21 protein-coding genes and 1 pseudogene are annotated in these 22,260 nt (G+C 58.8%); 14 read left to right on the top strand and 8 right to left on the bottom strand.

Annotation, left to right across the window (positions count from 1 at the left end):
• Positions 1-161 precede the first annotated feature (161 nt).
• The 3 genes from ACSQ2W_RS01515 (at position 162) to ACSQ2W_RS01505 (ending at position 5,012) form a co-directional block, all read left to right on the top strand.
• Positions 162-1,901: a tetratricopeptide repeat protein gene (locus tag ACSQ2W_RS01515; RefSeq protein WP_436084650.1), complete on the top strand. Its 1,740-nt coding sequence runs from the start codon at positions 162-164 to the stop codon at positions 1,899-1,901.
• 31 nt (positions 1,902-1,932) lie between these two features.
• Positions 1,933-3,351 carry an O-antigen ligase family protein gene (locus ACSQ2W_RS01510; RefSeq protein ID WP_436084649.1) on the top strand — a complete coding sequence of 473 codons (1,419 nt, stop codon included), beginning with the start codon at positions 1,933-1,935 and terminating at the stop codon, positions 3,349-3,351.
• Positions 3,352-4,025: 674 nt separating this feature from the next.
• A complete protein-coding gene (locus ACSQ2W_RS01505; RefSeq protein ID WP_436084648.1) occupies positions 4,026-5,012 on the top strand; it encodes a porin in 987 nt (328 codons plus the stop codon).
• A 100-nt stretch (positions 5,013-5,112) separates the two neighbouring features.
• Here ACSQ2W_RS01505 and ACSQ2W_RS01500 read toward each other — a convergent pair whose 3' ends face one another.
• Positions 5,113-6,024, bottom strand: coding sequence for an alpha/beta fold hydrolase (locus tag ACSQ2W_RS01500; protein WP_436087641.1), 912 nt, complete (start codon positions 6,022-6,024; stop codon positions 5,113-5,115).
• Between the two features lie 98 nt (positions 6,025-6,122).
• Positions 6,123-8,195: a transglycosylase SLT domain-containing protein gene (locus ACSQ2W_RS01495; RefSeq protein ID WP_436084647.1), complete on the bottom strand. Its 2,073-nt coding sequence runs from the start codon at positions 8,193-8,195 to the stop codon at positions 6,123-6,125.
• A 316-nt stretch (positions 8,196-8,511) separates the two neighbouring features.
• Here ACSQ2W_RS01495 and dapA point away from each other — a divergent pair, with 316 nt between their 5' ends.
• On the top strand, positions 8,512-9,396 hold the full coding sequence (gene dapA / locus ACSQ2W_RS01490) for a 4-hydroxy-tetrahydrodipicolinate synthase (protein WP_436084646.1): 885 nt from the start codon (positions 8,512-8,514) through the stop codon (positions 9,394-9,396).
• Entirely contained in the window at positions 9,396-9,872 is a 477-nt protein-coding gene (gene smpB / locus ACSQ2W_RS01485; protein ID WP_436084645.1) for an SsrA-binding protein SmpB, read from the top strand. The genes dapA and smpB overlap by 1 nt, the downstream gene beginning before the upstream one ends.
• 58 nt (positions 9,873-9,930) lie before the next feature.
• Here the strand turns inward: smpB and ACSQ2W_RS01480 are convergent, their stop codons facing one another.
• Entirely contained in the window at positions 9,931-10,509 is a 579-nt protein-coding gene (locus tag ACSQ2W_RS01480; RefSeq protein ID WP_436084644.1) for an NYN domain-containing protein, read from the bottom strand.
• A gap of 615 nt (positions 10,510-11,124) precedes the next feature.
• Between ACSQ2W_RS01480 and rpoZ the strand changes: the two genes are divergently transcribed.
• From rpoZ to era, 8 genes are all read left to right on the top strand, one after another.
• Entirely contained in the window at positions 11,125-11,532 is a 408-nt protein-coding gene (gene rpoZ / locus ACSQ2W_RS01475) for a DNA-directed RNA polymerase subunit omega (protein WP_113006685.1), read from the top strand.
• Between the two features lie 156 nt (positions 11,533-11,688).
• On the top strand, positions 11,689-13,911 hold the full coding sequence (locus tag ACSQ2W_RS01470) for a RelA/SpoT family protein (RefSeq protein WP_436084643.1): 2,223 nt from the start codon (positions 11,689-11,691) through the stop codon (positions 13,909-13,911).
• 233 nt (positions 13,912-14,144) lie between these two features.
• Entirely contained in the window at positions 14,145-14,294 is a 150-nt protein-coding gene (locus tag ACSQ2W_RS01465; RefSeq protein ID WP_436084642.1) for a DUF3563 domain-containing protein, read from the top strand.
• A 197-nt stretch (positions 14,295-14,491) separates the two neighbouring features.
• Positions 14,492-15,070 (top strand): DUF2062 domain-containing protein, encoded by a 579-nt coding sequence (locus ACSQ2W_RS01460; protein WP_436084641.1) that lies wholly within the window; start codon positions 14,492-14,494, stop codon positions 15,068-15,070.
• A gap of 88 nt (positions 15,071-15,158) precedes the next feature.
• Positions 15,159-15,578, top strand: coding sequence for a holo-ACP synthase (gene acpS / locus ACSQ2W_RS01455; protein ID WP_436084640.1), 420 nt, complete (start codon positions 15,159-15,161; stop codon positions 15,576-15,578).
• Between the two features lie 174 nt (positions 15,579-15,752).
• Entirely contained in the window at positions 15,753-16,496 is a 744-nt protein-coding gene (gene lepB, locus ACSQ2W_RS01450; RefSeq protein WP_436084639.1) for a signal peptidase I, read from the top strand.
• The gene (gene rnc, locus ACSQ2W_RS01445) at positions 16,493-17,209 is read left to right on the top strand and encodes a ribonuclease III (protein WP_436084638.1); all 717 of its coding nucleotides are present in this window, start codon (positions 16,493-16,495) and stop codon (positions 17,207-17,209) included. Before lepB ends, rnc begins: the two co-directional genes overlap by 4 nt.
• Positions 17,210-17,313: 104 nt before the next feature.
• Positions 17,314-18,246: a GTPase Era gene (era, locus tag ACSQ2W_RS01440; RefSeq protein ID WP_436084637.1), complete on the top strand. Its 933-nt coding sequence runs from the start codon at positions 17,314-17,316 to the stop codon at positions 18,244-18,246.
• 35 nt (positions 18,247-18,281) lie between these two features.
• Here era and arsH read toward each other — a convergent pair whose 3' ends face one another.
• The 5 genes and pseudogenes from arsH to ACSQ2W_RS01415 all read right to left on the bottom strand — a co-directional run.
• Positions 18,282-19,007 carry an arsenical resistance protein ArsH gene (gene arsH / locus ACSQ2W_RS01435; RefSeq protein ID WP_436084636.1) on the bottom strand — a complete coding sequence of 242 codons (726 nt, stop codon included), beginning with the start codon at positions 19,005-19,007 and terminating at the stop codon, positions 18,282-18,284.
• Positions 18,982-19,404, bottom strand: a complete 423-nt coding sequence (gene arsC / locus ACSQ2W_RS01430) for an arsenate reductase (glutaredoxin) (protein ID WP_436084635.1) — start codon at positions 19,402-19,404, stop codon at positions 18,982-18,984. The genes arsH and arsC overlap by 26 nt, the downstream gene beginning before the upstream one ends.
• A gap of 21 nt (positions 19,405-19,425) precedes the next feature.
• Positions 19,426-20,100, bottom strand: a complete 675-nt coding sequence (locus ACSQ2W_RS01425; protein WP_436084634.1) for an MIP/aquaporin family protein — start codon at positions 20,098-20,100, stop codon at positions 19,426-19,428.
• Positions 20,100-20,627 carry an arsenate reductase ArsC gene (locus ACSQ2W_RS01420; protein ID WP_436087640.1) on the bottom strand — a complete coding sequence of 176 codons (528 nt, stop codon included), beginning with the start codon at positions 20,625-20,627 and terminating at the stop codon, positions 20,100-20,102. Before ACSQ2W_RS01420 ends, ACSQ2W_RS01425 begins: the two co-directional genes overlap by 1 nt.
• Positions 20,628-20,738: 111 nt before the next feature.
• A pseudogene (locus tag ACSQ2W_RS01415) lies at positions 20,739-20,975 on the bottom strand (ArsR/SmtB family transcription factor); the annotation flags it as partial.
• A gap of 177 nt (positions 20,976-21,152) precedes the next feature.
• Here ACSQ2W_RS01415 and ACSQ2W_RS01410 point away from each other — a divergent pair.
• Positions 21,153-22,151, top strand: coding sequence for a glutathione S-transferase family protein (locus tag ACSQ2W_RS01410; protein ID WP_436084633.1), 999 nt, complete (start codon positions 21,153-21,155; stop codon positions 22,149-22,151).
• Positions 22,152-22,260: the final 109 nt, after the last annotated feature.

Genomic DNA, 22,260 nt, shown 5'->3' with positions numbered 1-22,260 from the left:
GATGCAAACCATCGGCATTCGCATGGTGGATTCCGGGCGGTGAGGTGGTGGTAGCTTGGGTTGTGCTGGGGCGGTATGCAGCTATTGAACTGTGTCGTCTTCCTAGACAAGGATACCCATCAGTCGTAGCCTGCACGCGTTTTTAGCCAACGGAGGCCGCTATGTTTTTTAGAACGCTTCTTTCATCAACGGTATTTTTCACCATCACTGCAGCTTCAGTATTCGCACAAACGAACCCTTCACCAGTGCGGTCTTTGCCCGACGTCATGCAACTCAGATCGCTCGTGCGTAATGGCGGCGATTCTCCTGAAATCAAGTCGGCCGTCACGACGCTTGAAGATCTGGCTTCAAATGGCGACCAAACCGCCGCGTTGGCTCTGGGTGAGTTCTATTGGCGGGCTGCTGAGGATACTCTCAAGGGCAAGGCGGTCAGCTACTTCGAGCAAGCCGCCGCCAAGGGCGATCCTTCGGCTCTTATTGCCCTTGGTGACATTTACAAGGACGGCAAAATCGTCCCTCAAGACGTGCCAAAGGCCGTCTCACTGTACGAACAGGCGCTGGCTAAGAATAATACGTCGGCCTATTTCAAGCTCGGCAGTCTCTACAAGCAAGGCGACCGCATGGGTTTAGATCCAGCGAACGCCGCACCTCTCCTTGAAAAGGGCGTGGCAGCCGGCGACAGTTGGGCAAGGGTAGCTCTGGGCGACATGCATCGGGAAGGCACTGTCTTACCCCTGGATGCCCAAAAGGCTGTTTCACTCTATGAACAGGCCCTGCAGAAAGACAACCCGACGGCAGCAGGCAAACTCGGTAACATCTACCGCCTCGGTGATCGCTACGGCCTGGATACCGCGAATGCCGTCAAGTATCTGCAGCAGGGCGTCGATGCTGGCGACCCAGGGGCAATGCTTGGTATGGGAGACGTCTATAAGGAAGGCATTCTTGTCGATCGCGACCTTAATAAAGCGATCGAACTTTACCAAGAGGCACTTTCTCTGGGAAACATGGGAGCAGCTTGGAAACTCGGAAATGTATACCAGCGCGGCCTTTCCGCCGGGCTTGATGTGACAAAAGCCATGGAGTTCTACCAGCTGGGGGTCGACGCGAACGATCCATGGGCCATCGCCGGTATGGGAGACATATACCGCGAAGGCACTATAGCGGCGCGCGATCTCGACAAGGCCATCGATCTGTATTTGAGCTCGTATAAAGGTGGCAACAAGGACGCGCTTGCAAAGGCCGCAAATCTTCTTTCCCGCGGAACCAAAAAACAGCAGGCGCGCGCGATAGAGTTGATTAACGAAGGCACGGCAAAGAACATTCCCGGCATAAACGTCGTGAGCGCCGAAACATACCTCTATGGCCGGGGCGTGCCACGCGATGCTGCGCGGGCAATCGAAATCCTTGGCAAAGCGGCTGCGGATGGCGACGGTGATGCCGGCGTCCGCCTCGCCGGACTTTACTCCATAGGCTCCGGTGTTGCCGTTCCTAAGAGCATTACGCGCGCACGACAGGCACTTGAAACGGTCAAGAACTCACTGCCCGCTGAGCGGTATCAAACGGAAAAGCTCTACCTCGATGGCTCCTCTGCATCATCTCGTTCAGCCATTGCCGCAATCGTCCAGGAAGTGAAAACGATGAGGCCTGACACTCAGGTCGGCATCATTGATCGCTTGAGCTACACCAACCCCAACGTCTATGTTTACTATCTGCAAGAGTTTTTGCGCGAGAAGGGCTTATACGCCGGCAGCACTAACGGTATGTTGACGGCCTCAACGATCAGGGCCATCAATTCGATATGCTCGTCAGAATCGCAGGAATGCTCGAACGGACCGCTGAGCCCTGAAGCTCGCGCCGCCCTAAAGTACATCGTACTGTCCGACATCGCAAAGATGAACTAAGCGACAACCATATCCAAGGTAAACAAACGACATGTCGGCCATCTCAGCTTTTGCAGTTCCGTCTGATGAAACGAAGCAAACGGTCTCATTGGCCGGCATGTCGCAACGGTCGATCGTATTAACGTTCAGCTTACTTGTTTTGTTTGCACTGCCCGGCCTTTTTAATGGCCTTGAATTTTCACCTTTTATCGGTGCAGGGCTGGTCGCCATCCCTTACGCATTTTTAGCGCTGCTCTATGCTTCTGGAAGGGCCTGGAAAAGGAGTTGGCCCTTCAATGTAGGCATGCTCTTTGTGACGCTAATCTTTGTCGTTAACGTCCTCCTCTTCGGAAGGGCGATGATCTCCGATATGGAGCTGGTAAGATCGACCGCAACAAAACTGTTTGTGTCTACGGCGATGCAAGGCACCCTCCTTGTCGCGATCGTCTCCATCCTCTTATCTATCAAAGATGATCAACGGCAAGAGGTTCTGCAACGATCGCTGGTTTTCGCGCTGGTGTGGTTCTGCTTAGCCCAACTCCTTCTTGGCGGCCTTGGCATTGAGCATGCTGATAAGGCGCAAATTCCGCAAACGCTGCGTCCTGCGCTCTTCCTCTCTCATGCGGGAATTGATTTCAATCGCTTCCTGTTCCCTATTTCAACAGGGATGACTAATGCCTGCGTTTACCCCCTCCTCCTTGCATCGCTCTCGCTGTTTCGCCTGCGCTCATCCGGTTGGTCACTCATTTGGTTTCTGCTCGCGGCCGCCTTACTGGTGATGAACGACTCTCGAACCTACCAAATGGCGTTGCCTATTGCCTTGATCTTCTGGTGGATGTCTCGGCGTTTTGGTGCGGCTATGATTGTGGTTGCCGCCTGGCTGCCTCTTGCTTTGTTCCTGGCAGTTATCCTTAAAGCGTCCAACCTGATCGACATCGCAAGCGATCGGTACGATACCTATGGCCTTTTCTCTGGCCGCGAATACCTCTGGACGATCTTTCTCAACTATTGGAACGCCGCCTCGTTCGCGCAGCTGTTTTTTGGCAATGGCGTTTACGGACAGGTAGCGGCGGGAATATCGAGCAGCTATTCGTTTGTCTTTGCCGGGTGGAATGATGCCGGTCGAGATCTGGCGTCGCTTCACAACTCGTATCTGCAGTTTTTGATCGATGGAGGCCTGATTAGTGCTGTGCTGCACATCGGATTGATCGTGTTGGTACTCGGGCGGTTGCGGCTTTATGCCAGAGTTCAAGGAAGACACCAGCCCCTGTGGAGGGGGCTGATGGTGTTCCTTATCGCTCTACTGACGGTATGCGGTACTGAGGTCACGATCACCTTTTATGGCCGCGAGGGCTTCACGGTGTTTTTCCTGGTCTGCCTACTTGCTTTGACCTGCGGCCCAGAGGTGAAACAAGAGAAAGTTCCGATGACCGAGACGCCGGCAAACCAGCCGCTGGCGTTGACACTGTGAAGCATCTCTTAAGAGCAAATGCGCCTGAATTCGTAGGTTTTGCCTGACGCTGATGTCCCAAGGAACGTCAGCGTGAGCATTCCCTCGTCAGGACGCGACGGTCGCGCCTTTGCAGAATGTGAGCATAACAATACCGAGCGGTTTGGCGGCGCGCTCTTTTACGCCGGCGTCATTCAAGATGCGGAATCTTTCGATGGGCCTGCTGCGACCTGATTCTGCGAATCTCTTCGTCACTCGCCCAGATGCGCATCGTGATTCCATCTCCGAGGCATGGAATTGACCGGGAAGGGGGTCGCCACGCGGCTCCTGCCGGGGCGCGAATCTGCGCTTGGGCTCTCGTTTTGCCCCATTTTTGCCTCGTTATGACACGGACAGACCGTTTGCGGGACCGGCTAAGCTCTGATGAATAAAGGGTTTTCTTAAGGACTTGTTAAGAACTTCCGGGCGCATGAGGCGATTTTGTGTCGTTTCAGCAACAGCGCATGGGGAAGGGCGTATCAAACTGCATGAACTCGCAAGTTGGTGATTGCGCAGACGGTCCGGTCTTGTATTTTCAACTCCGGAAGCAAGGGCGGTTGATCGTCCGACTTCTTAAATGTTGGGGATGGGGCAGGGAACGCTGTCCTTCAGCAAAATACCCAGACCCGTTTGAAACTTTTGACTGGAGGTCAGAAATGAACATCAAGAGCCTTCTTCTCGGCTCCGCTGCGGCTCTCGCAGTAGTATCCGGCGCCCAGGCAGCTGACGCTATCGTAGCTGCTGAGCCGGAGCCCATGGAATACGTTCGCGTTTGCGACGCTTTCGGCACTGGCTACTTCTACATCCCGGGCACGGAAACCTGCCTCAAGGTTGGCGGTTACGTTCGTACCCAGCTCGAGTACGATGAAAACTGGACGCCTAACGGCGCTGACTGGGATGCATACACCCGCGGTTACCTGACGTTTGCTGCCAAGAGCGATACCGAATTCGGTGCGCTTTCCGGCTACATCAACCTGCAGGCTGACAGCGACTCCGACACCTTCCTCGATGGTGCCTGGATCAACATCGCTGGCTTCGACGTTGGTTACTTCTACAACTGGTGGGACGATTTCGGCCTCAGCGGCGAAACCGACGTAGCAGCCGGCAACCTGACCAACTCGGTTCGTTACACCTACGACGGTGGCTCGTTCCAGGTCGGCGCTTCGGTTGAAGAAATCACTGGTAACGGCACGAACGACGACGTCGGCGTATCCGGCCTCATCCGCGGCACGGTTGGCGGCGTTGACGCTCTGCTCATCGCTTCCTACGACTTCGACGCTGACGAAACCGCTCTCAAGGCTCGCCTGACCGCCGAACTCGGCCCGGGCACTTTCGGCCTGATGGGTATCTATGCGACCGACCCGAACTTCTACTGGGACGTGTCTGAATGGTCGGTTGCTGCCGAATACAAGATCCAGGCAACTGAAAAGTTCTTCATCACCCCGGCTGCCCAGTACTTCGGCGACTACGGTATTGCTGCTGACGGTTCCTTCGCTGGCGACGACGCCTGGAAGGTTGGCGTAACGGCTGGTTACCAGATCACGGAAGGCCTGCGTACGCTCGCTACCGTCAACTACCTCGATGTTGACGGCGCCGATGACGCCACCTGGACTGGCTTCCTCCGCCTGCAGCGCGACTTCTAATCTGATCTGACTTCGGTCAGTGATGGGAAGCCCGGCCTTTCGGCCGGGCTTTTTCCGTTAAGATGCTTCTCTTGCGTCGGCGCGTGGCGGCATGACGCTCCTATGAAATTCCGTTGATAAACCCCAGGATTTCGGCGAGCAAATCCGGGCGGTGCAAGAGCGGGGCGTGGCCCTGGCCTGCCGCGGCGACCGATCTCATTCGTGGATGTCGCTCAGCCATCTCCGCGAATGTCGCTGGCGAAAGGATCGCGGAGTTTTCTCCCCGGATCGCCATCAAGGGCACCGGTTTCAGCCCTTCGTAGAGCGTCCAGAGATCCGCCATCGGGCTATCCTCGCTGATGCTTCTCAGCGGCTCGATCAGGGCAGGATCGAAATCCGCGACGATCGCGCCGTCCTTTTCCCTGAAGATCGCTTCAGCCATGTCATCCCAATCGGCTTGACCAAGGGCCGGGAACGAAGCGCCGTGCACGCGCTTCAGACTTTCGGTTGCCTCGTCCCAGGATTGCAGCACCGGCTGCGCCTCAAGATATTGGCGTATCAGGAGCAGGCCGGTGGTCTCGACGACCGGTCCGATGTCGTTGAGAACGACGCCGCGCAACAGCGTCGGGCGCATGGCGGCAAGCAGGTGGAGGATCAGGCCGCCACGGGATGTCCCGATGAAAATCGCCTGCTCAACATCGAGCACCGCGCATGCCGTGAGCACATCTTCCGCCTCGATCGGAAGCTGATAGTGGCTCTTGTCCGGGTCCCAGTCGGAAAAGCCGCGGCCGCGATAGTCGAGTGCGACGACACGGCGCGGTCTCTCAGGGTGGGCGGAGAGCTGTTCCGCCAGAAGGTGAAAGTCGCGGCTGTTGCGGCTGAGGCCGGCCAGGCAAACGATCGGTAGTGTTCTCTTCGCCTGCGGGTTGTCATGGCCGTAGTCCCGGGCATAGAGCGACAATCCGTCGCTTGCCGGAAAATAACGTTCCGCAAAACTGGTCCTGGTCGCGCGCGTCAAGGGTTGTCCCTTCATTTCTGATTGGAGCACCATAACGGATCGCCGCGTCGCGTGAAGGGCGGTCAGTCTTGATCTTCATGCGATCCGCGTCCCAATGGCTATGGACGGTGTGCTTAACGCCCCATGCGCAGGTCATGGACGATATCGGCTGTCTGCCCGAGTCGAGACTTGTAGACCTGGTAGTTCTCCATCACCCGCTGCACATAGTTGCGGGTCTCGGCGAAGGGAATGCGTTCGATCCAATCAACGACATCGTCGATCGACTTGCCGCGCGGATCGCCGTAGCGGCCAATCCATTCGGGCACGCGGCGGGGGCCGGCATTATAGGCGATGAAGGTGAGGATATATGAGCCGCCGAAATCGTCGATCTGTTCGCCAAGATAATGTGCACCGAGCGTCGCATTGTAAGCGGCGTCGGTGGTCAACCGCTCCTTGGAATAGGCAAGGCCATGGCGTCCGGCGATGCCTTTTGCCGTGCCGGGGAGGATCTGCAACAGTCCGCGCGCGTTGGCCGGCGAAATGGCCGCGGGATTGAAGGCACTTTCCTGCCGCGCGATTGCATAGGCAAGCGCCTTTCCGGATCCGCCGATGTTCGCGGTTGCCGGAATGACGCCGATCGGGAAGGCGAGCGCTGCGACATCGATGCCGCGGCCGAAGGCGAGCTTGCCGATCTGCAGTGACAGTTGGTGGCCCCCGGTTTTTTCCGCGCGGGCGCAGAGGATTGCAAGTTCTCCCGGGCTTGTCAGTTCCGCGGCCAGCGCCCGATAGAGGCTGTCGGCGCGCCAACCGTGGCCGGCCGCTTCGAGGCGGGCAATGGCGCGAACCGCCTCGTGGCTCTCGAACCGTGAACGATCATCGGCGCTTGGTGACGGATAGGTGACATTCAGTGACTTCCGGCCGAGACGGGCAGCCGCAAGCTGGCCATAAAAGGTGCCGGGCAGGGTCGCTGCCTTGGCATAATAGTCGTCCGCATTGCCGGGCGCACCCGCCTCGGCGGCGCGGCCCAGCCAGTACCAGGCACGTGAAACCGAGATCGGCCTGTTGGATGCCTGCAGGATGCGTTGGAAATGCCGGGCCGCCGTTGCCGCATCCTCAAGGCCGCGCAGCGCATACCAGCCGGCATGAAATTCGGCATCGACGATATCCGCCGGATCGGTTGCGACGTGGTTCGCCGCGATCCGGTAGGCGGCTTTGAACTTGCCCTGGTCGAGCAGTCCCCGGCTGATGATCCGCTGCTCGACCCACCATTCTGCGGGGTTGACGAGGGCATCCTTGTCCTTCGGGAGACCGGCGAGCAGCTTTGCCGCTTCCTCATATTTTTCTTGGGCGCGCAAATATTCGACGCGGATGAACAAGTAGGCCGGTTCCTTGGCCCATGACGGATCGACGGCCGCGATGAGCGCTGCGGCATTCCGGGCTTTTTTCGCAACGGCCACCCAGGCGCGATAGAGAGACTGGGCCTTACCGAGATCACTGAAGCGGGCAGCCTGATCCAGACGGCTTCGATAGAGCAGCATTTCCATTCGCTGTTTGTGCTCGGCGGTCGTGAGCAGGCTTGGAAATTCTGCAAGAATCCTGGTTTCGGTCGCCTTGTCGAGAGCGTCTTTCGACCAAAGGGCATGCAGCAGTTTCGCAGCAGCGGCCTTGTCTCCGTTCGCCTGCAAAGCACGGGCGAGGATAATGGTGCCATCGGCAGTTTCCGGCCGCGTCGTGCCAAAGGCCGAGAGCACGTCGGATGTGGGCGGATTCTCGCGGTAGAGCGCACGTTCGGAATTGGCGCGCAGCGCGCCAAGCCCCGGCCAGCCCTTCAATTCCCGTTGGGCTGCCGCAATTTCATAGGAGGGAACGCCTTTCTGGCCGGAAACGGCGATCGCCCAGGTGAGGATGTGGCGATCGAGCGTGCCCTTGGCCATGGCATTGCGGGCCGCGATGGCGCGCCCGGCGTCCTTGTTGGAAAGAGCGTCGAGCCCTGCCTTGAGGTTTGAATCTATCGGCACTACAGCGCTCGCCGAGACGATCGAGCCGGTTACGTCCCGAGAGGACGAACGGTTGGTTTTAGCGAGAACCTGGGGTTTGAAGCGCGGCAGTGGGGTCTGGTTTTCCTGCGCATATGCGGTAACAGTCGAGAACGCGATCACGGATGCGCCGAGCATCGCAATCATCCGGCGAGACTTGTGTCCACGCATCAAGAACCCCACGCTTGCCCGTGTCAGTCTCTCATTTGGCGATGCAATTATTAACGAAAGGTTACTCGCGTCCATTCAATCCCATAAATATCGGCCCATAAATATCGGCGGTTCCACGCCAGCGGGTGGTTGCGCCCTTAAATGCATAAAAACGCCGCTGATGCCGGGGAAATAGACGGGAACCGGCGATGAATGGCGCGATAGAGTGCTTGCCGCAGGCACCTCACATGATTATGGTGCGCCAGTTTTCTAACCATGAAATGCGGCCAAAGCGTGGGTTGGTTTCAAGCTTCCCGGGCGCCGTCAGGAGTCGTGCATGTTCAAGGGGTCCATTCCCGCTCTCGTCACCCCGTTCACCGCTTCCGGAGCAGTCGATACGGATAGTTTTGCCGCGCATGTCGAATGGCAGATCAGCGAAGGCAGCCACGGCCTCGTGCCGGTCGGCACCACCGGTGAATCGCCGACCCTCTCGCATGCCGAGCATAAACGCGTGGTTGAGCTGTGCATCGAAATCGCGGCAAAGCGCGTGCCGGTGATCGCAGGTGCTGGCTCCAACAATACGACGGAGGCTGTCGAACTGGCGCAGCACGCCGAAAAGGCCGGTGCTGATGCCGTTCTGGTGGTCACCCCCTACTACAACAAACCGACCCAGAAGGGCCTTTTCGCGCATTATGCGGCGATCGCCGAGAGCGTGAAGCTGCCGATCGTCATCTACAATATTCCCGGCCGTTCGGTGGTGGATATGAGCGTCGAGACGATGGCAGCCCTTCACAAGGCGTATCCGTCGATCATGGGTGTCAAGGATGCGACCGGCAAGATCGAGCGCGTTTCCGAGCAGCGCATGGCCTGCGGGTCCGGCTTCGTCCAGCTTTCGGGTGAGGACGCAACGGCACTTGGCTTCAACGCCCATGGCGGCGTGGGCTGCATTTCCGTGACCGCCAACGTGGCGCCGCGTCTTTGCGCCGAATTCCAGGAGGCGACGCTTGCTGGCGATTATGCCAAGGCTCTGGAATATCAGGATAAGCTGATGCCGCTGCACAAGGCGATCTTCATGGAGCCCGGTCTCTGCGGCGCCAAATATGCGCTGAACCGGCTGCGCCAGATGAGCCGCACCGTCCGCTCGCCTCTGCTGTCAACGCTCGAGCCGTCGACGGAAGCCGCGATCGATGCAGCACTTCGCCATGCGGGGCTGATGAACTGATGGCACCCAAGGGCAGCCAGCGGGTGGTCAAGAGAATTGTCGCGGAAAACCGGAAGGCCCGCTTCAATTACGAGATCATCGATACCTACGAGGCCGGTCTGGTTCTGACCGGCACCGAGGTCAAGTCGCTGCGCGAAGGCAAGGCCAATATCGCAGAGTCCTACGCCACCGACGAAGGCGGCGAGATGTGGCTGATCAATTCCTATCTGCCGGAGTATCTGCAGGCAAACCGCTTCAATCACGAACCGCGCCGCCGCCGCAAGCTGCTTTTGTCGAAACGGGAGGCCCACCGGCTCCAAAGCGCGATCAATCGCGAGGGCATGACGCTCATTCCGCTCAAGATCTATTTCAACGATCAGGGCAGGGCGAAGCTCGAACTGGCGCTCGGCAAGGGCAAGAAGCTGCACGACAAGCGTGAGACCGAGAAGGAACGCGACTGGAACCGGCAGAAGAGCAGGCTCCTCAAGGATCACTGATCTTGACGCATCTCTCAAAATTCAAAGGACCGGTCGCAAGCGGCCGGTCCTTATGGTTTCATTCGCTGGCGTCGTCGCTGACCGGTTCGGTGGCACGGGGCGCTCGCTCGGAGGGATCGCGACCGACTTCGGCCTTGAGACTGACCAGTTCGATGAAGTGATCGGCCTGGCGGCGCAGGTCGTCTGCGATCATCGGCGGCTGTGTCGACATGGTCGAGACCACCGAGACTTTGCGTCCCTTGCGCTGCAGCGCTTCCACCAGCGTCGTAAAGTCTCCGTCGCCGGAGAAGATGACAAGGTGGTCGACCGTTTCGGACTGTTCCATCGCATCGATGGCCAGTTCGATGTCCATGTTACCCTTGATTTTCCGCCGGCCGAGGGAATCGGTGAATTCCTTCGCGGGCTTCGTCACAACCTTGTAACCGTTGTAGTCTAGCCAGTCGATCAGCGGACGGATGGACGAGTATTCCTGGTCCTCGATCAGTGCCGTGTAATAGTAGGCGCGAAGAAGGTAGCCGCGCTTCTGGAAAGCCTTGAGCAGCTTGCGATAATCAATGTCGAAACCAAGGCTTTTCGAGGCGGCGTAGAGGTTCGCGCCGTCGATAAATAGGGCGATTTTTTCGCGGGGGTCGAACATCGTTTTATCCTTTTTGTTGTCTCAGTGTTTTTGATTTTCAACCTGACGCGCGCGAATAGGCACCAGTGGCGGAATAATCTCGCTTACATTAAGATTTCTTCATATGCTAGCCATCTAAAAGATTTCTTCATATGCCAACCATCTACACCGCAATTTGCTTAGTCTAAGAAAATCCCGGTTGAAATAGCTATTTTTCGCACTTTTTTGCTAAGAATGAGAAGTTTGTGGCTTTATTTGGGATTATTTTTGCCGACATTGTGTCGGGCCATGCCGTTTAAGCCAATATTCGCCTTCTAGAACGACAATAGGCTTTAGTGGCATTCAATCATCATTTGTGAGGATGTTAAAGCCGATCGATTGACCGCAATCGCGTCGCGTCGGCGTGGCGATTACGCTGCTGCTGGCATTGCGCGGATATCTTTTGTTGAAATGCAGGAAAAACTTGAATTTGTCCGCTTTTGATTGTATCGGGCAGGTTAATTCCTGAAATCGGAGCCACGCATAGCGTCAGGCCGACGGCTGGCCGGGTTCCGATGTTGTTAATCAGCGCAAGCGACGGATCATTTCAGGGTATCCGTGATTGAAGCTGCGCTCTTGAGACCCAAAGGACAGGCAATGGCCCGCGTCACTGTTGAAGATTGCATCGACAAAGTCGATAACCGTTTCGAACTCGTCCTTCTGGCAAGCCATCGAGCCCGCCTGATCTCGCAGGGTGCTGCGATCACCATCGACCGCGACAACGACAAGAATCCGGTCGTTGCCCTTCGCGAGATTGCAGATGAAACCCTGTCTCCCGGCGACTTGAAGGAAGACCTGATCCACTCGCTGCAGAAGCATGTTGAAGTGGACGAGCCTGAGCCCGATCCATCGTCGATGATCAGCGGCGATGCCGCTGCGGCCTTCGCTGAAACGGCTGAAGACGATGATCAGCCGGAGCCGATCACCTTCGACCGCATGTCGGAAGAAGAACTGCTGGCCGGCATCGAAGGCCTGGTTCCGCCGGAAAAAAGCGACGACTATTGAGCCATTGCGCGTCCGGCTTGTCGCCGGATGCGACGCTCTGACGCAATGCCGCGTTTTCGTTCCGAAATCGCGTAACGCCGGTATTTGCAAAGCAGTGCGCCACTCCTATGATTGGCGCACTTTTTGTTTTCCGGATACCCCTGGAGCCGCTAGCGGATGATGCGCCAATACGAGCTCGTTGAGCGCGTTCAAAAATACAAGCCCGATGTAAACGAGGCGCTGCTGAACAAGGCCTATGTTTACGCCATGCAGAAACATGGCCAGCAGAAGCGGGCGAGCGGCGACCCCTATATCTCCCACCCTCTCGAAGTCGCCGCTATCCTCACCGAGATGCATCTCGATGAATCGACCATCGCGGTGGCACTTCTGCACGATACGATCGAGGATACGACGGCGACGCGCGCCGAGATTGACGATCTGTTCGGCGAGGATATCGGTGCGCTTGTCGAAGGGCTGACCAAGATCAAGAAGCTCGATCTGGTGACGAAGAAGGCCAAGCAGGCGGAAAATCTGCGCAAACTGCTTCTGGCGATTTCCGACGACGTGCGCGTACTTCTCGTCAAGCTTGCCGACCGGCTGCACAACATGCGCACGCTCGATCATATGTCGGCGGAAAAGCGCGCCCGGATTTCCGAGGAGACGATGGATATCTATGCGCCGCTTGCCGGCCGCATGGGTATGCAGGATATGCGCGAGGAACTGGAAAACCTCTCGTTCCGCCACATCAATCCCGAAGCCTTCGAGACGGTCACCCGCCGCCTGAACGAATTGTCAACGCGCAACGAAGGGCTGATCAAGAAGATCGAGGACGAACTGGGCGAACTCATTCTGGCAAGGGGGCTGGTCGGCGCCGTCGTCAAGGGGCGGCAGAAGAAACCCTATTCGGTCTTCAAGAAGATGCAATCGAAGTCGCTTTCCTTCGAGCAGCTGTCCGACGTCTGGGGCTTCCGCATCATCGTTGCCGACATCCCGGACTGTTACCGGGCGCTCGGCATCGTCCATACCCGCTGGCGCGTCGTGCCTGGACGGTTCAAGGACTACATCTCGACGCCGAAGCAGAACGACTATCAGTCGATCCACACGACAATCGTCGGACCATCCCGCCAGCGCATCGAACTGCAGATCCGCACGCGCCACATGCACGAGATCGCCGAATACGGGATTGCCGCCCATACGCTCTACAAGGACAGTGTCGAGCCCGCCGGGGACGTCAAGCTGTCGCCGAAGTCGAATGCCTATTCCTGGCTGCGCCGGACGATCGAATCCTTGGCTGAAGGCGACAATCCGGAAGAATTCCTTGAGCATACCAAGCTCGAACTGTTCCAGGATCAGGTTTTCTGTTTCACCCCGAAAGGCCAGCTGATCGCCTTGCCGCGTGGCGCGACGCCGATCGATTTCGCCTATGCCGTCCACACCAATATCGGCGACACCTGTGTCGGCGCGAAAATCAATGGCCGGATCATGCCGCTGGTCACCCGGCTGAACAATGGCGACGAGGTCGAGATCGTCCGTTCCGGCATCCAGGTGCCGCCGCCCGCCTGGGAAGAAATCGTCGTCACCGGCAAGGCGCGCGCCGCCATTCGACGCGCGACCCGGGCTGCCGTGCGCAAGCAATATTCCGGGCTTGGCTACCGCATTCTCGAGCGCACGTTCGAGCGGGCGGGCAAGTCATTTACCCGCGAAGCGATGAAGCCGGTCCTGCATCGGCTCGGTCAAAAGGATATCGAGGACGCAATTGCAGCAGTCGGCCGCGGCGAACTGTCGTCACTCGACGTGCTGCGCGCCGTATTCCCTGATCATCAGGACGAGCGCGTCACGATAAAGCCGCAGGACGAAGGCTGGTTCAACATGCGCAGTGCCGCCGGCATGGTGTTCAAGCTGCCAAACCGGCCCAAGGATATGTTCGACATGCTTGAGGGGGAGGGCCCGGAAGCTCTGCCTATTCGCGGGCTGTCCGGTAACGCCGAGGTTCATTTCAGCGCCTCGGGCGCCGTGCCCGGTGACCGCATCGTCGGCATCATGGAAAAGGACCGGGGCATCACGATCTATCCAATCCAGTCGCCCAGCCTGCAGAAATTCGACGACGAGTCCGAGCGCTGGATCGATGTGCGCTGGGATCTCGACGAAGCGAACAACACCCGCTTCATGGCGCGCATACAGATCAATGCGCTGAACGAGCCCGGTACGCTTGCCGAAATTGCCCAGTCGATCGCGACCAGCGACATCAACATCCGCACGCTCTCGATGGGCCAGGTGGCCGCCGATTTCAGCGAGTTCCAGCTCGATCTGGAAGTCTGGGATCTCCGCCAGCTCAATCACCTGATTACCCAGATCCGCGAATTGCCGAGCGTTTCCACGGTCAAGCGCGTCTTCGAGTGATGCCGCATGTGCGGCATTGCCCGGCTTCCGGCCGCGAGCTACGCCCACATCCGGTCACGATTGGCGGCATTTCCGCATAGCCGGGCGGCAATTGCCCTGGAAATGTGCACTTTGTGGGGAGATGATGTGCGTGCCATGCATCTTGCGCATGGCTGCCGCCTCTTTGTAGCGCTGGTGAATTAGCGCAGCCTCACCTATCTTCAGCGTCGGGAGGTAAACGAAAGAGGTTTACCATGTTTAAGCAACTGAAGAATATCACCCGCGCCCTGCGCGTACCGTCCGTCGAAGAGCGCGAAATGAACTATCTCAATGGTTCGCTCGACCGGATCGATCTGGAATACCGTCAGCGTCAGGTTGATCGGGGCCTGTTCCGCAACTTCTAAGTCAGGCTGCCGTCCGGCTGCCTGTTTCCGCAGGCTGCCGGGACCTATGCAAATGATGCATGCCGGACCGGGCTCACTGCGCATGAGGTGCAGGCGCCATCAGGTGTCTGGCATGACGGCCAGATATGCTGTGTCGGAATGCTGATTTTCCCGCGGCCGCCATTGAGCAGCCATATCCGCATGTCTATCAGGACAGCATGTTGTTCAGACGCAAGAAGCCAGCAACCTTGTCGGGAAGGCTCCGTGAGTTTCTGTGGCCGCGAAAGGGCTTTTCGCGTGGCCTCCGGTATTTGTCGATGCGCGTTCTGCGGCTATCGTCCTCTCCGCATTCCATCGCCGTCGGCGTTGCCGCCGGGGCGGCATCTTCCGCCACACCGTTTATCGGCTTTCACATCCTCATCGCGCTTGCTCTCGCCTATCTCTTGTCGGGCAATCTGATCGCAGCCGGCATAACCACCGCGCTTGCCAATCCGCTGACCATCCCGGTCATTCTCGTCGCGACCTACGAGGTTGGCGCGATGATCCTCGGTACGGGCGGCAGCGGTGCTCTGACGGGGGAAGACATCCTCCATATGCTGGGGCATCTTGAACTCATGCATCTATGGGAGCCTGTGTTGAAGCCGCTGCTGATTGGTTCGGTGCCGGTTGCGGCCGGCAGTGCCGCTGCTTTCTATGTCGTGGCCTTCCAAGCCGTCAAACTGTTCCAGTCCCGCCGCCAGGTCCGGCGCTCCAGCAAGGTGCAGCCGCGCACGGCGGGATCGGCGAACGGTCTTTGATCTCGCGAATTTTTAACTTGGCAGGCGGCCGTCTGTTTGCTCTTGTCCGGTGAGGCGCGCCTCAAACTCTCATAAGGTATTTCGTTCGATGATTATCGGCATCGGCAGTGACTTGATCGACATCAGGCGTATCGAAAGCTCGCTTGAACGCTTCGGCGAGCGGTTCAGCCAGCGCTGTTTCACCGAAACAGAGATCCGGAAATCCGAAGGCCGGAAAAACCGCGCCGAATCCTATGCCAAGCGGTTCGCGGCGAAGGAAGCCTGTTGCAAGGCACTTGGGACGGGCATGGCGCAGGGCGTGTTCTGGAAGGACATGGGAGTCGTCAATCTGCCGGGCGGCAAGCCGACCATGCAGTTGACGGGCGGTGCTGCCGAAAGGCTGGCCGAAATGCTGCCGGCCGGACATCGCGGCGTCATTCACCTAACGATCACCGATGACTTCCCCCTGGCGCAGGCCTTCGTGATAATCGAAGCTCTGCCCGTTGCCCCCGATAAAGGAAGCGTTTAGAGCATGTCCGCATGAAGCGGACCGGAAAACGGGCGTGGTTCATTTGAAAAGCGGCGTCGGGCGCAATATCTTCGGACGGCCTGTGATCAAATCCCCGTCAGGATGTAGACCGCAAGTAATATCTTCGTTCGACACGGAGCGGTGCGAGCAATGACCAGATCAAGGAACGACGGCGTGGCAGAAAAGATAGAAAAGAAGCAGAGTGGCCTTTGGGAAAATGTCAAGGTCATCATCCAGGCGCTTCTCTTGGCTGTGGTGATCCGCACCGTTTTCTTCCAGCCCTTTACCATTCCCTCTGGCTCCATGATGCCAACGCTTCTCGTCGGCGACTATATCTTCGTCAACAAGTTCGCCTATGGCTACTCCAAATACTCCCTGCCGTTCGCGCCGGACCTGTTCAGCGGCCGCATCTTTGCGAGTGAGCCGAAGCGCGGCGATGTCGTCGTATTCCGTTTCCCGCCAAACCCGGACATCGACTACATCAAGCGCCTGGTCGGTCTGCCGGGCGACAGGATCCAGGTTCGCGACAGTATTCTCTACGTCAACGACAAACCTGTTCCGCGTGTCCCGGACGGCGCCTTCCGCGCCGACGACCAGTATGACACGGGCGCCGAGGTTCCAGTCTATCGCGAGACGCTGGACAACGGCGTGAACTTCGACACGCTCGACCAGTTTCCGGATTCGCGTGGCGACAACACCCGCGAGTTCATCGTCCCCGAAGGCCATTATTTCATGATGGGCGACAACCGCGACAACTCGGCCGACAGCCGGTTCGACGTCGGTTTCGTGCCTGCCCAGAACCTTGTCGGCCGGGCCAGCATGATCTTCTTCTCGCTCGGCAACGACACGTCATTCCGTGAAGTGTGGAAGTGGCCGACGAACCTGCGCTACGACCGCCTTTTCAAGGCCGTTGAATGAGTAAGAGCCGTTCGCTGAACACGGAGGACCGGGAGCGCCTTGAAGCTGCGATCGGATACAACTTCGCTCAGAAGGAGCGGCTCGACCGGGCGCTGACCCATGCGAGCGCCCGCAACGCCAAAGGCTCGAACTATGAGCGGTTGGAATTCCTCGGGGACCGCGTGCTCGGGCTCTGTGTCGCCGAGTTGCTGTTCCAGACCTTCAAGGAGGCTGACGAAGGCGAACTCTCCGTTCGCCTGAACCAGTTGGTCAGCGCCGAAAGCTGTGCGCTTGTTGCCGATGCGCTGTCGCTGCACCTCTTCATTCGCACCGGCGCTGACGTGAAAAAGCTCACCGGAAAACACATGCTGAATGTGCGCGCCGATGTGGTAGAGTCGCTGATCGCGGCGATCTATCTCGATGGCGGACTGGAAGCGGCGCGGGGGTTTATTCAGCGCCACTGGTCGGCGCGGGCAAGCCGGGTCGATGGTGCGCGCCGCGATGCCAAGACCGAATTGCAGGAATGGGCACATGCCAAGTTCGGCGTGACGCCGAGCTACCGCATCGACGACCGGTCGGGGCCTGATCACGATCCGCGCTTTACGGTGACGGTGGAGATACCGGGCATTGCGCCGGCAACCGGCATCGACCGCTCCAAGCGAGCCGCCGAACAGGTAGCCGCCACGAAAATCCTGGAGCGGGAAGGCGTCTGGAAGACAGCGACGACGGCCTGACCTGTCCGGAGGCAAGGATCCTCCCGAAAGATCAGGCAATCTTTTGATAGACATGCGACCCTGCGCCCACCGGCGCCCGGCGCACAATCGGAATTACGGACACTATGAGCCAAGATGATGTAAAGACGGCACCGCCCGAAAGCGTTGCCACCCGTTCCGGCTTCGTGGCGCTGATCGGCGCCACCAATGCCGGCAAGTCGACCCTGCTCAACCGGCTGGTCGGCGCCAAGGTGTCGATCGTCAGCCACAAGGTGCAGACGACCCGCGCCATCGTCCGTGGCATCACCATCCACAAACAGGCCCAGATCGTCTTCATGGATACGCCTGGCATCTTCAAGCCGCGGCGCCGCCTCGACCGCGCCATGGTGACGACCGCCTGGGGCGGCGCCAGGGATGCCGACGCCATCATGATGCTGATCGACAGCGAACGCGGGCTGAAGGGCGACGCCGAGACCATTCTAGAAGGGCTGAAGGAAGTCGAACAGCCGAAGATGCTGGTGCTCAACAAGATCGACCAGGTTTCGCGCGAGGACCTCTTGAAGCTCGCAACGGCGGCCAACGAATATGTCGACTTCGAGCGCACTTTCATGATTTCGGCACTGACCGGCTCGGGCTGCGACGATGTGCTCGACTATCTCGCGATGAAGCTGCCCGAAGGCCCCTGGTACTATCCGGAAGACCAGATTTCCGACCTGCCGATGCGCCAGCTCGCCGCTGAGATCACCCGCGAAAAGCTCTTTCTGCGGCTGCATCAGGAACTGCCCTATTCCTCGCATGTCGAAACGGAGAAATGGGAGGAACGCAAGGACGGCTCGGTGCGCATCGAGCAGGTGATCTATGTCGAGCGCGACAGCCAGAAGAAGATCGCGCTCGGCAAGAACGGCGAAGCGATCAAGGCGATCTCCATGGCCTCGCGCAAGGAACTCTCCGAGATCCTTGAACAGCCGGTCCACCTCTTCCTGTTCGTCAAGGTGCGCGAAAACTGGGGTGACGACCCCGAGCGCTTCCGCGAGATGGGGCTGGAGTTTCCGAAGTAAAAGAAGGGCGCTGGCAACGGCGCCTTTTTTGTGGCTCATAGGGCCTTCAAGCCGACACGCTGCTCGAGTTTCTCTGCATCTTCCTTGCGCTCGCTGTAGCGGTCGGTGAGATAGCCCGAGATGTCGCGCGTCAACAGCGTGAATTTCATCAGTTCCTCCGTCACATCGACGACGCGATCATAGTAGGAGGATGGTTTCATCCGGCCATTCGCATCGAATTCCTGAAAGGCCTTGGCGACGGACGACTGGTTGGGGATGGTGATCATCCGCATCCAGCGCCCGAGAATGCGCATCTGGTTGACGGCATTGAAGCTCTGCGAGCCGCCGGAGACCTGCATGACGGCAAGCGTGCGACCCTGCGTCGGGCGGACTGAGCCGACCGAAAGCGGAATCCAGTCGATCTGCGCCTTCATGATGCCGCTCATGGCGCCGTGTCGCTCGGGACTGACCCAGACCTGGCCCTCCGACCATTGCGACAGGTCCCTGAGTTCCCGAACCTTGGGGTGGCTGGCCGGGGCCGCATCGGGCAGGGGCAGGCCTTCCGGATTGAAGAAACGGACCTCCGCACCGAAATGCGTAAGCAGACGGCCGGCTTCCTCGGCCAGCAACCGGCTGTAGGAAACGCTTCGAAGCGAGCCGTAGAGAATGAGGATGCGCGGCGGATGGGCCGAGAGCGGCGTACGCAACGCCTCGCGGTCCGGCAGGCGCAGGTGCTGTGCATGTGCTGCGGGCAGATCAGACAAGGCGCTTGCCCTCTGCATCGAGTACCTGCTCGGCATCTTCCTTTGCGAAGGGGCCTTTGTACGTTTCCGGCAGGATATCGAGAACGACCTCGGATGGCCGGCAGAGGCGCGTGCCCATCGGTGTGATGACGAAGGGCCGGTTGATCAGGATCGGATGCGCCAGCATCGCATCCAGAAGCTGGTCGTCGGTCAAGGCCGGATCGGCAAGGCCCAGTTCATCGAACGGTGTACCCTTCTCGCGGATCGCCTCGCGCACACTAAGCCCGGCATCCGCGATCATCGTTTTCAAAGCGTCCCGGCTTGGCGGGTTGTGGAGATATTCGATTACGACAGGTTCGATCCCGGCATTGCGGATCATCGCGAGCGTATTGCGTGAGGTGCCGCAATCGGGGTTGTGATAGATGGTAACGGTCATGATGGCCTCTGACGTGGGTGTTTAGGTATTGGCGGAGGGCTGGCGCAGCAGCCAGTTCATCAGGGCAAGCGCGCAAACGGCGCCCAGAATTTCGGCGATGACGAAACCCGGGAGATCGAGCGGACGGATGCCGGAAAATGTATTGGTCAGCGACCGCGCCAGCGCCACGGCAGGATTGGCGAAAGATGTGGAGGCGGTGAACCAGTAGGCGGCGGTGATGTAGAGCCCGACCAGCCACGGCACGCTTTTGGGATCAGATCGGATGCCGCCGAGGATCACGGCGACGAGGCCGAAGGCGGCCACGCCCTCGGAAAACCATTGTGCCGCCCCGGTTCGTACCTTCAGCGACGCTTCGATCGGAGCCAGATCGAACATCAGATGGGCTGCGACCGTACCGGCGATGCCGCCCAGGCATTGTGCGACGATGTACAATGCCAGCTCGCGCCGCGGCAATTGACCCTTCAGCGCGAACACCAATGAGACGGCCGGGTTGAAATGCGCACCGGAGATCGGCCCGAAGATCGTGATCAGCGCCACCAGAATGGCGCCGGTCGCGAGCGTATTGCCAAGCAGGGACAGCGCGACATCATCCGTCAGCCCATCGGCCATGATGCCCGATCCGACCACGGTCGCGACCAGCAGACAGGTTCCGAGCGCTTCGGCAAAGACGCGGCGTTGCAAGTCGAATGCTGACATCACCCGGCCTTCGCCGGGCTGATCGTTGCCCCTTCCATGGCGCCGATCTGGCGCAGATGTGTTTCCATTGCCAGCTTGTCGATCGAGCTGTGCGGCAGGGCGAGGAACGCCGTGATGCGGTTTTTCAGGAACCGGGCGGCCTGCGAGAAGGCGCGTTCCTTTTCGAACTCGCTGCCTTCGACGGCTGCAGGGTCCTCGACGCCCCAATGCGCCGTCATCGGATGTCCGAGCCAGACGGGGCAGGCCTCGCCGGCTGCGTTGTCGCAAACCGTAAAGATGAAATCCATCTGCGGCGCGTCGTCTGCGGCAAAGACATCCCAGCTCTTGGAACTGAAGCCTGTTGACGGGTAGCCCAGAGCGCTGAGTTCCCTCAGGGCGAGGGGATGAACGGTCCCCTTCGGATAGCTGCCCGCCGAATAGGCCTTGAAGCGACCTTTTCCTTCGGCATTCAGAATGGCCTCGGCGAGAATGGAGCGGGCGGAATTTCCGGTGCACAGGAAGAGCACGTTGTAGATGCGTTCAGACATAGCCTTTTCCTTTGGAGTACAGCAGGGAACGAGGTCTGCAATCAGCGGCGCGCAGAGATCGGGGTGGCCGGAACAGCAATCTTTGAGAAGAAACGTCACGACATTGCGCAGGCTGTCGAGGCTGACGCGGTAGACGATGGACCGGCTTTGCCGCTCGGCTGTGACGAGGCCGACCCGCTGAAGCGTCGCCAGATGCGTCGACATGGTATTGTGCGGAATGCTGAGCAGCCGGGCGATTTCCCCGGCGGGCAGGCCACCGGGTTCGTGGGAGACGAGCAGCCGGAAGGCATCCAGGCGGGTACCCTGGGCGAGAGCGGCAAAAGCATTGACGGCGTTATTATTGTCCATATGTCGAGAATTATCGACATGATGATACCGCGTCAAGCTGGAACTGTCATGTCGGCACTCTGCGCCGATCGTCGAACAGTCTGTCGAGGAAACACCGTCTTGTCGTTTCTGCAGGCACGTGGGATTTCCGAACAAAATGAAGCGCTCGGCGTTTTGGGTTTGAATAGGATAGACACGATGCCGCAACTGGTCGATGGAAAATGGGAAACAGGCGATGTCGCTGCCAGCGAGATGAAGGACGGCGCCTTTTATCGCGAACCGACCCGTTTCCACAGCTGGATCACCCCCAATGGATCGCCGGGGCCGGACGGCCAGGCGGCGCTTCCCACCGAGACCGGACGCTATCAGCTTTTCGTCTCCTTCCTCTGCCCCTGGGCGTCCCGCACGCTGATGATGCGCAATCTGAAGGGCCTGCAGGACATTATCTCCGTTTCCATCGCCGAACCGGAACTGGGCGAAAACGGCTGGAGCTATGCCGAGCCGCAGGATGCTGGCCCGCGCGTCGGGAAGATCCGTTATCAGCATGAACTCTACACGGCATCCGACCCGCATTATACCGGCAAGGTCTCCGTCCCGGTGGTCTGGGACCGGAAGGAAGGCCGCATCGTCAACAACGAATCCGCCGATATCATTCGCATCCTCAACACGGCCTTCAATCATCTGACGGGCAACAGGCTTGATTTCTACCCTGAGACTCTGCGCCCGGAAATCGACCGCTGGAACGCGCCGATCTATGAGAAGGTCAACAACGGCGTCTACCGGGCTGGTTTTGCCAAGACGCAATGTGCCTACGAGGAGGCGGTGACAAGCCTTTTTGACATGCTCGACAGGCTCGAAGCGCACCTGTCGCGGAACCGCTACATCGCCGGAATTCACTTCACCGAGGCCGACATCCGGCTGTTCGTAACGCTGATCCGCTTCGATGCCGCCTATCACGGCGCCTTCAAATGCAATCTGCGGCGGCTGGAGGATTATCCGAACCTGTCGGACTATCTGCGAGAGATCTACCAGTGGCCAGGCATCCGCGAGACCGCGCGGATCGATCAGATCAAGCGCGGTTATTATTCCATCGCTCATATCAACCCGACGCGGATCGTCCCCATCGGCCCCGAGCTGGACCTCGACCGGCCGCACGACAGGGCACGTCTCGACGGGCGGGGCGTAGTTACCCTTTGATTTTGCTAATTTTACCAAGCAAATAAATCTTGAGGGCCCAGCCGAAGGCCATTGCGGAAAAGCGAAATCGCGCTAGTTTAATACCCGTTCTGATGGTTCCCGATCGGGA

It is taken from the genome of Pararhizobium sp. LjRoot255 (genome assembly GCF_964252905.1).
Lineage (GTDB): Bacteria > Pseudomonadota > Alphaproteobacteria > Rhizobiales > Rhizobiaceae > Pararhizobium.
Note: the sequence above shows the minus strand (reverse complement) of the source record. Positions and strands in the feature narration are given on the sequence as shown.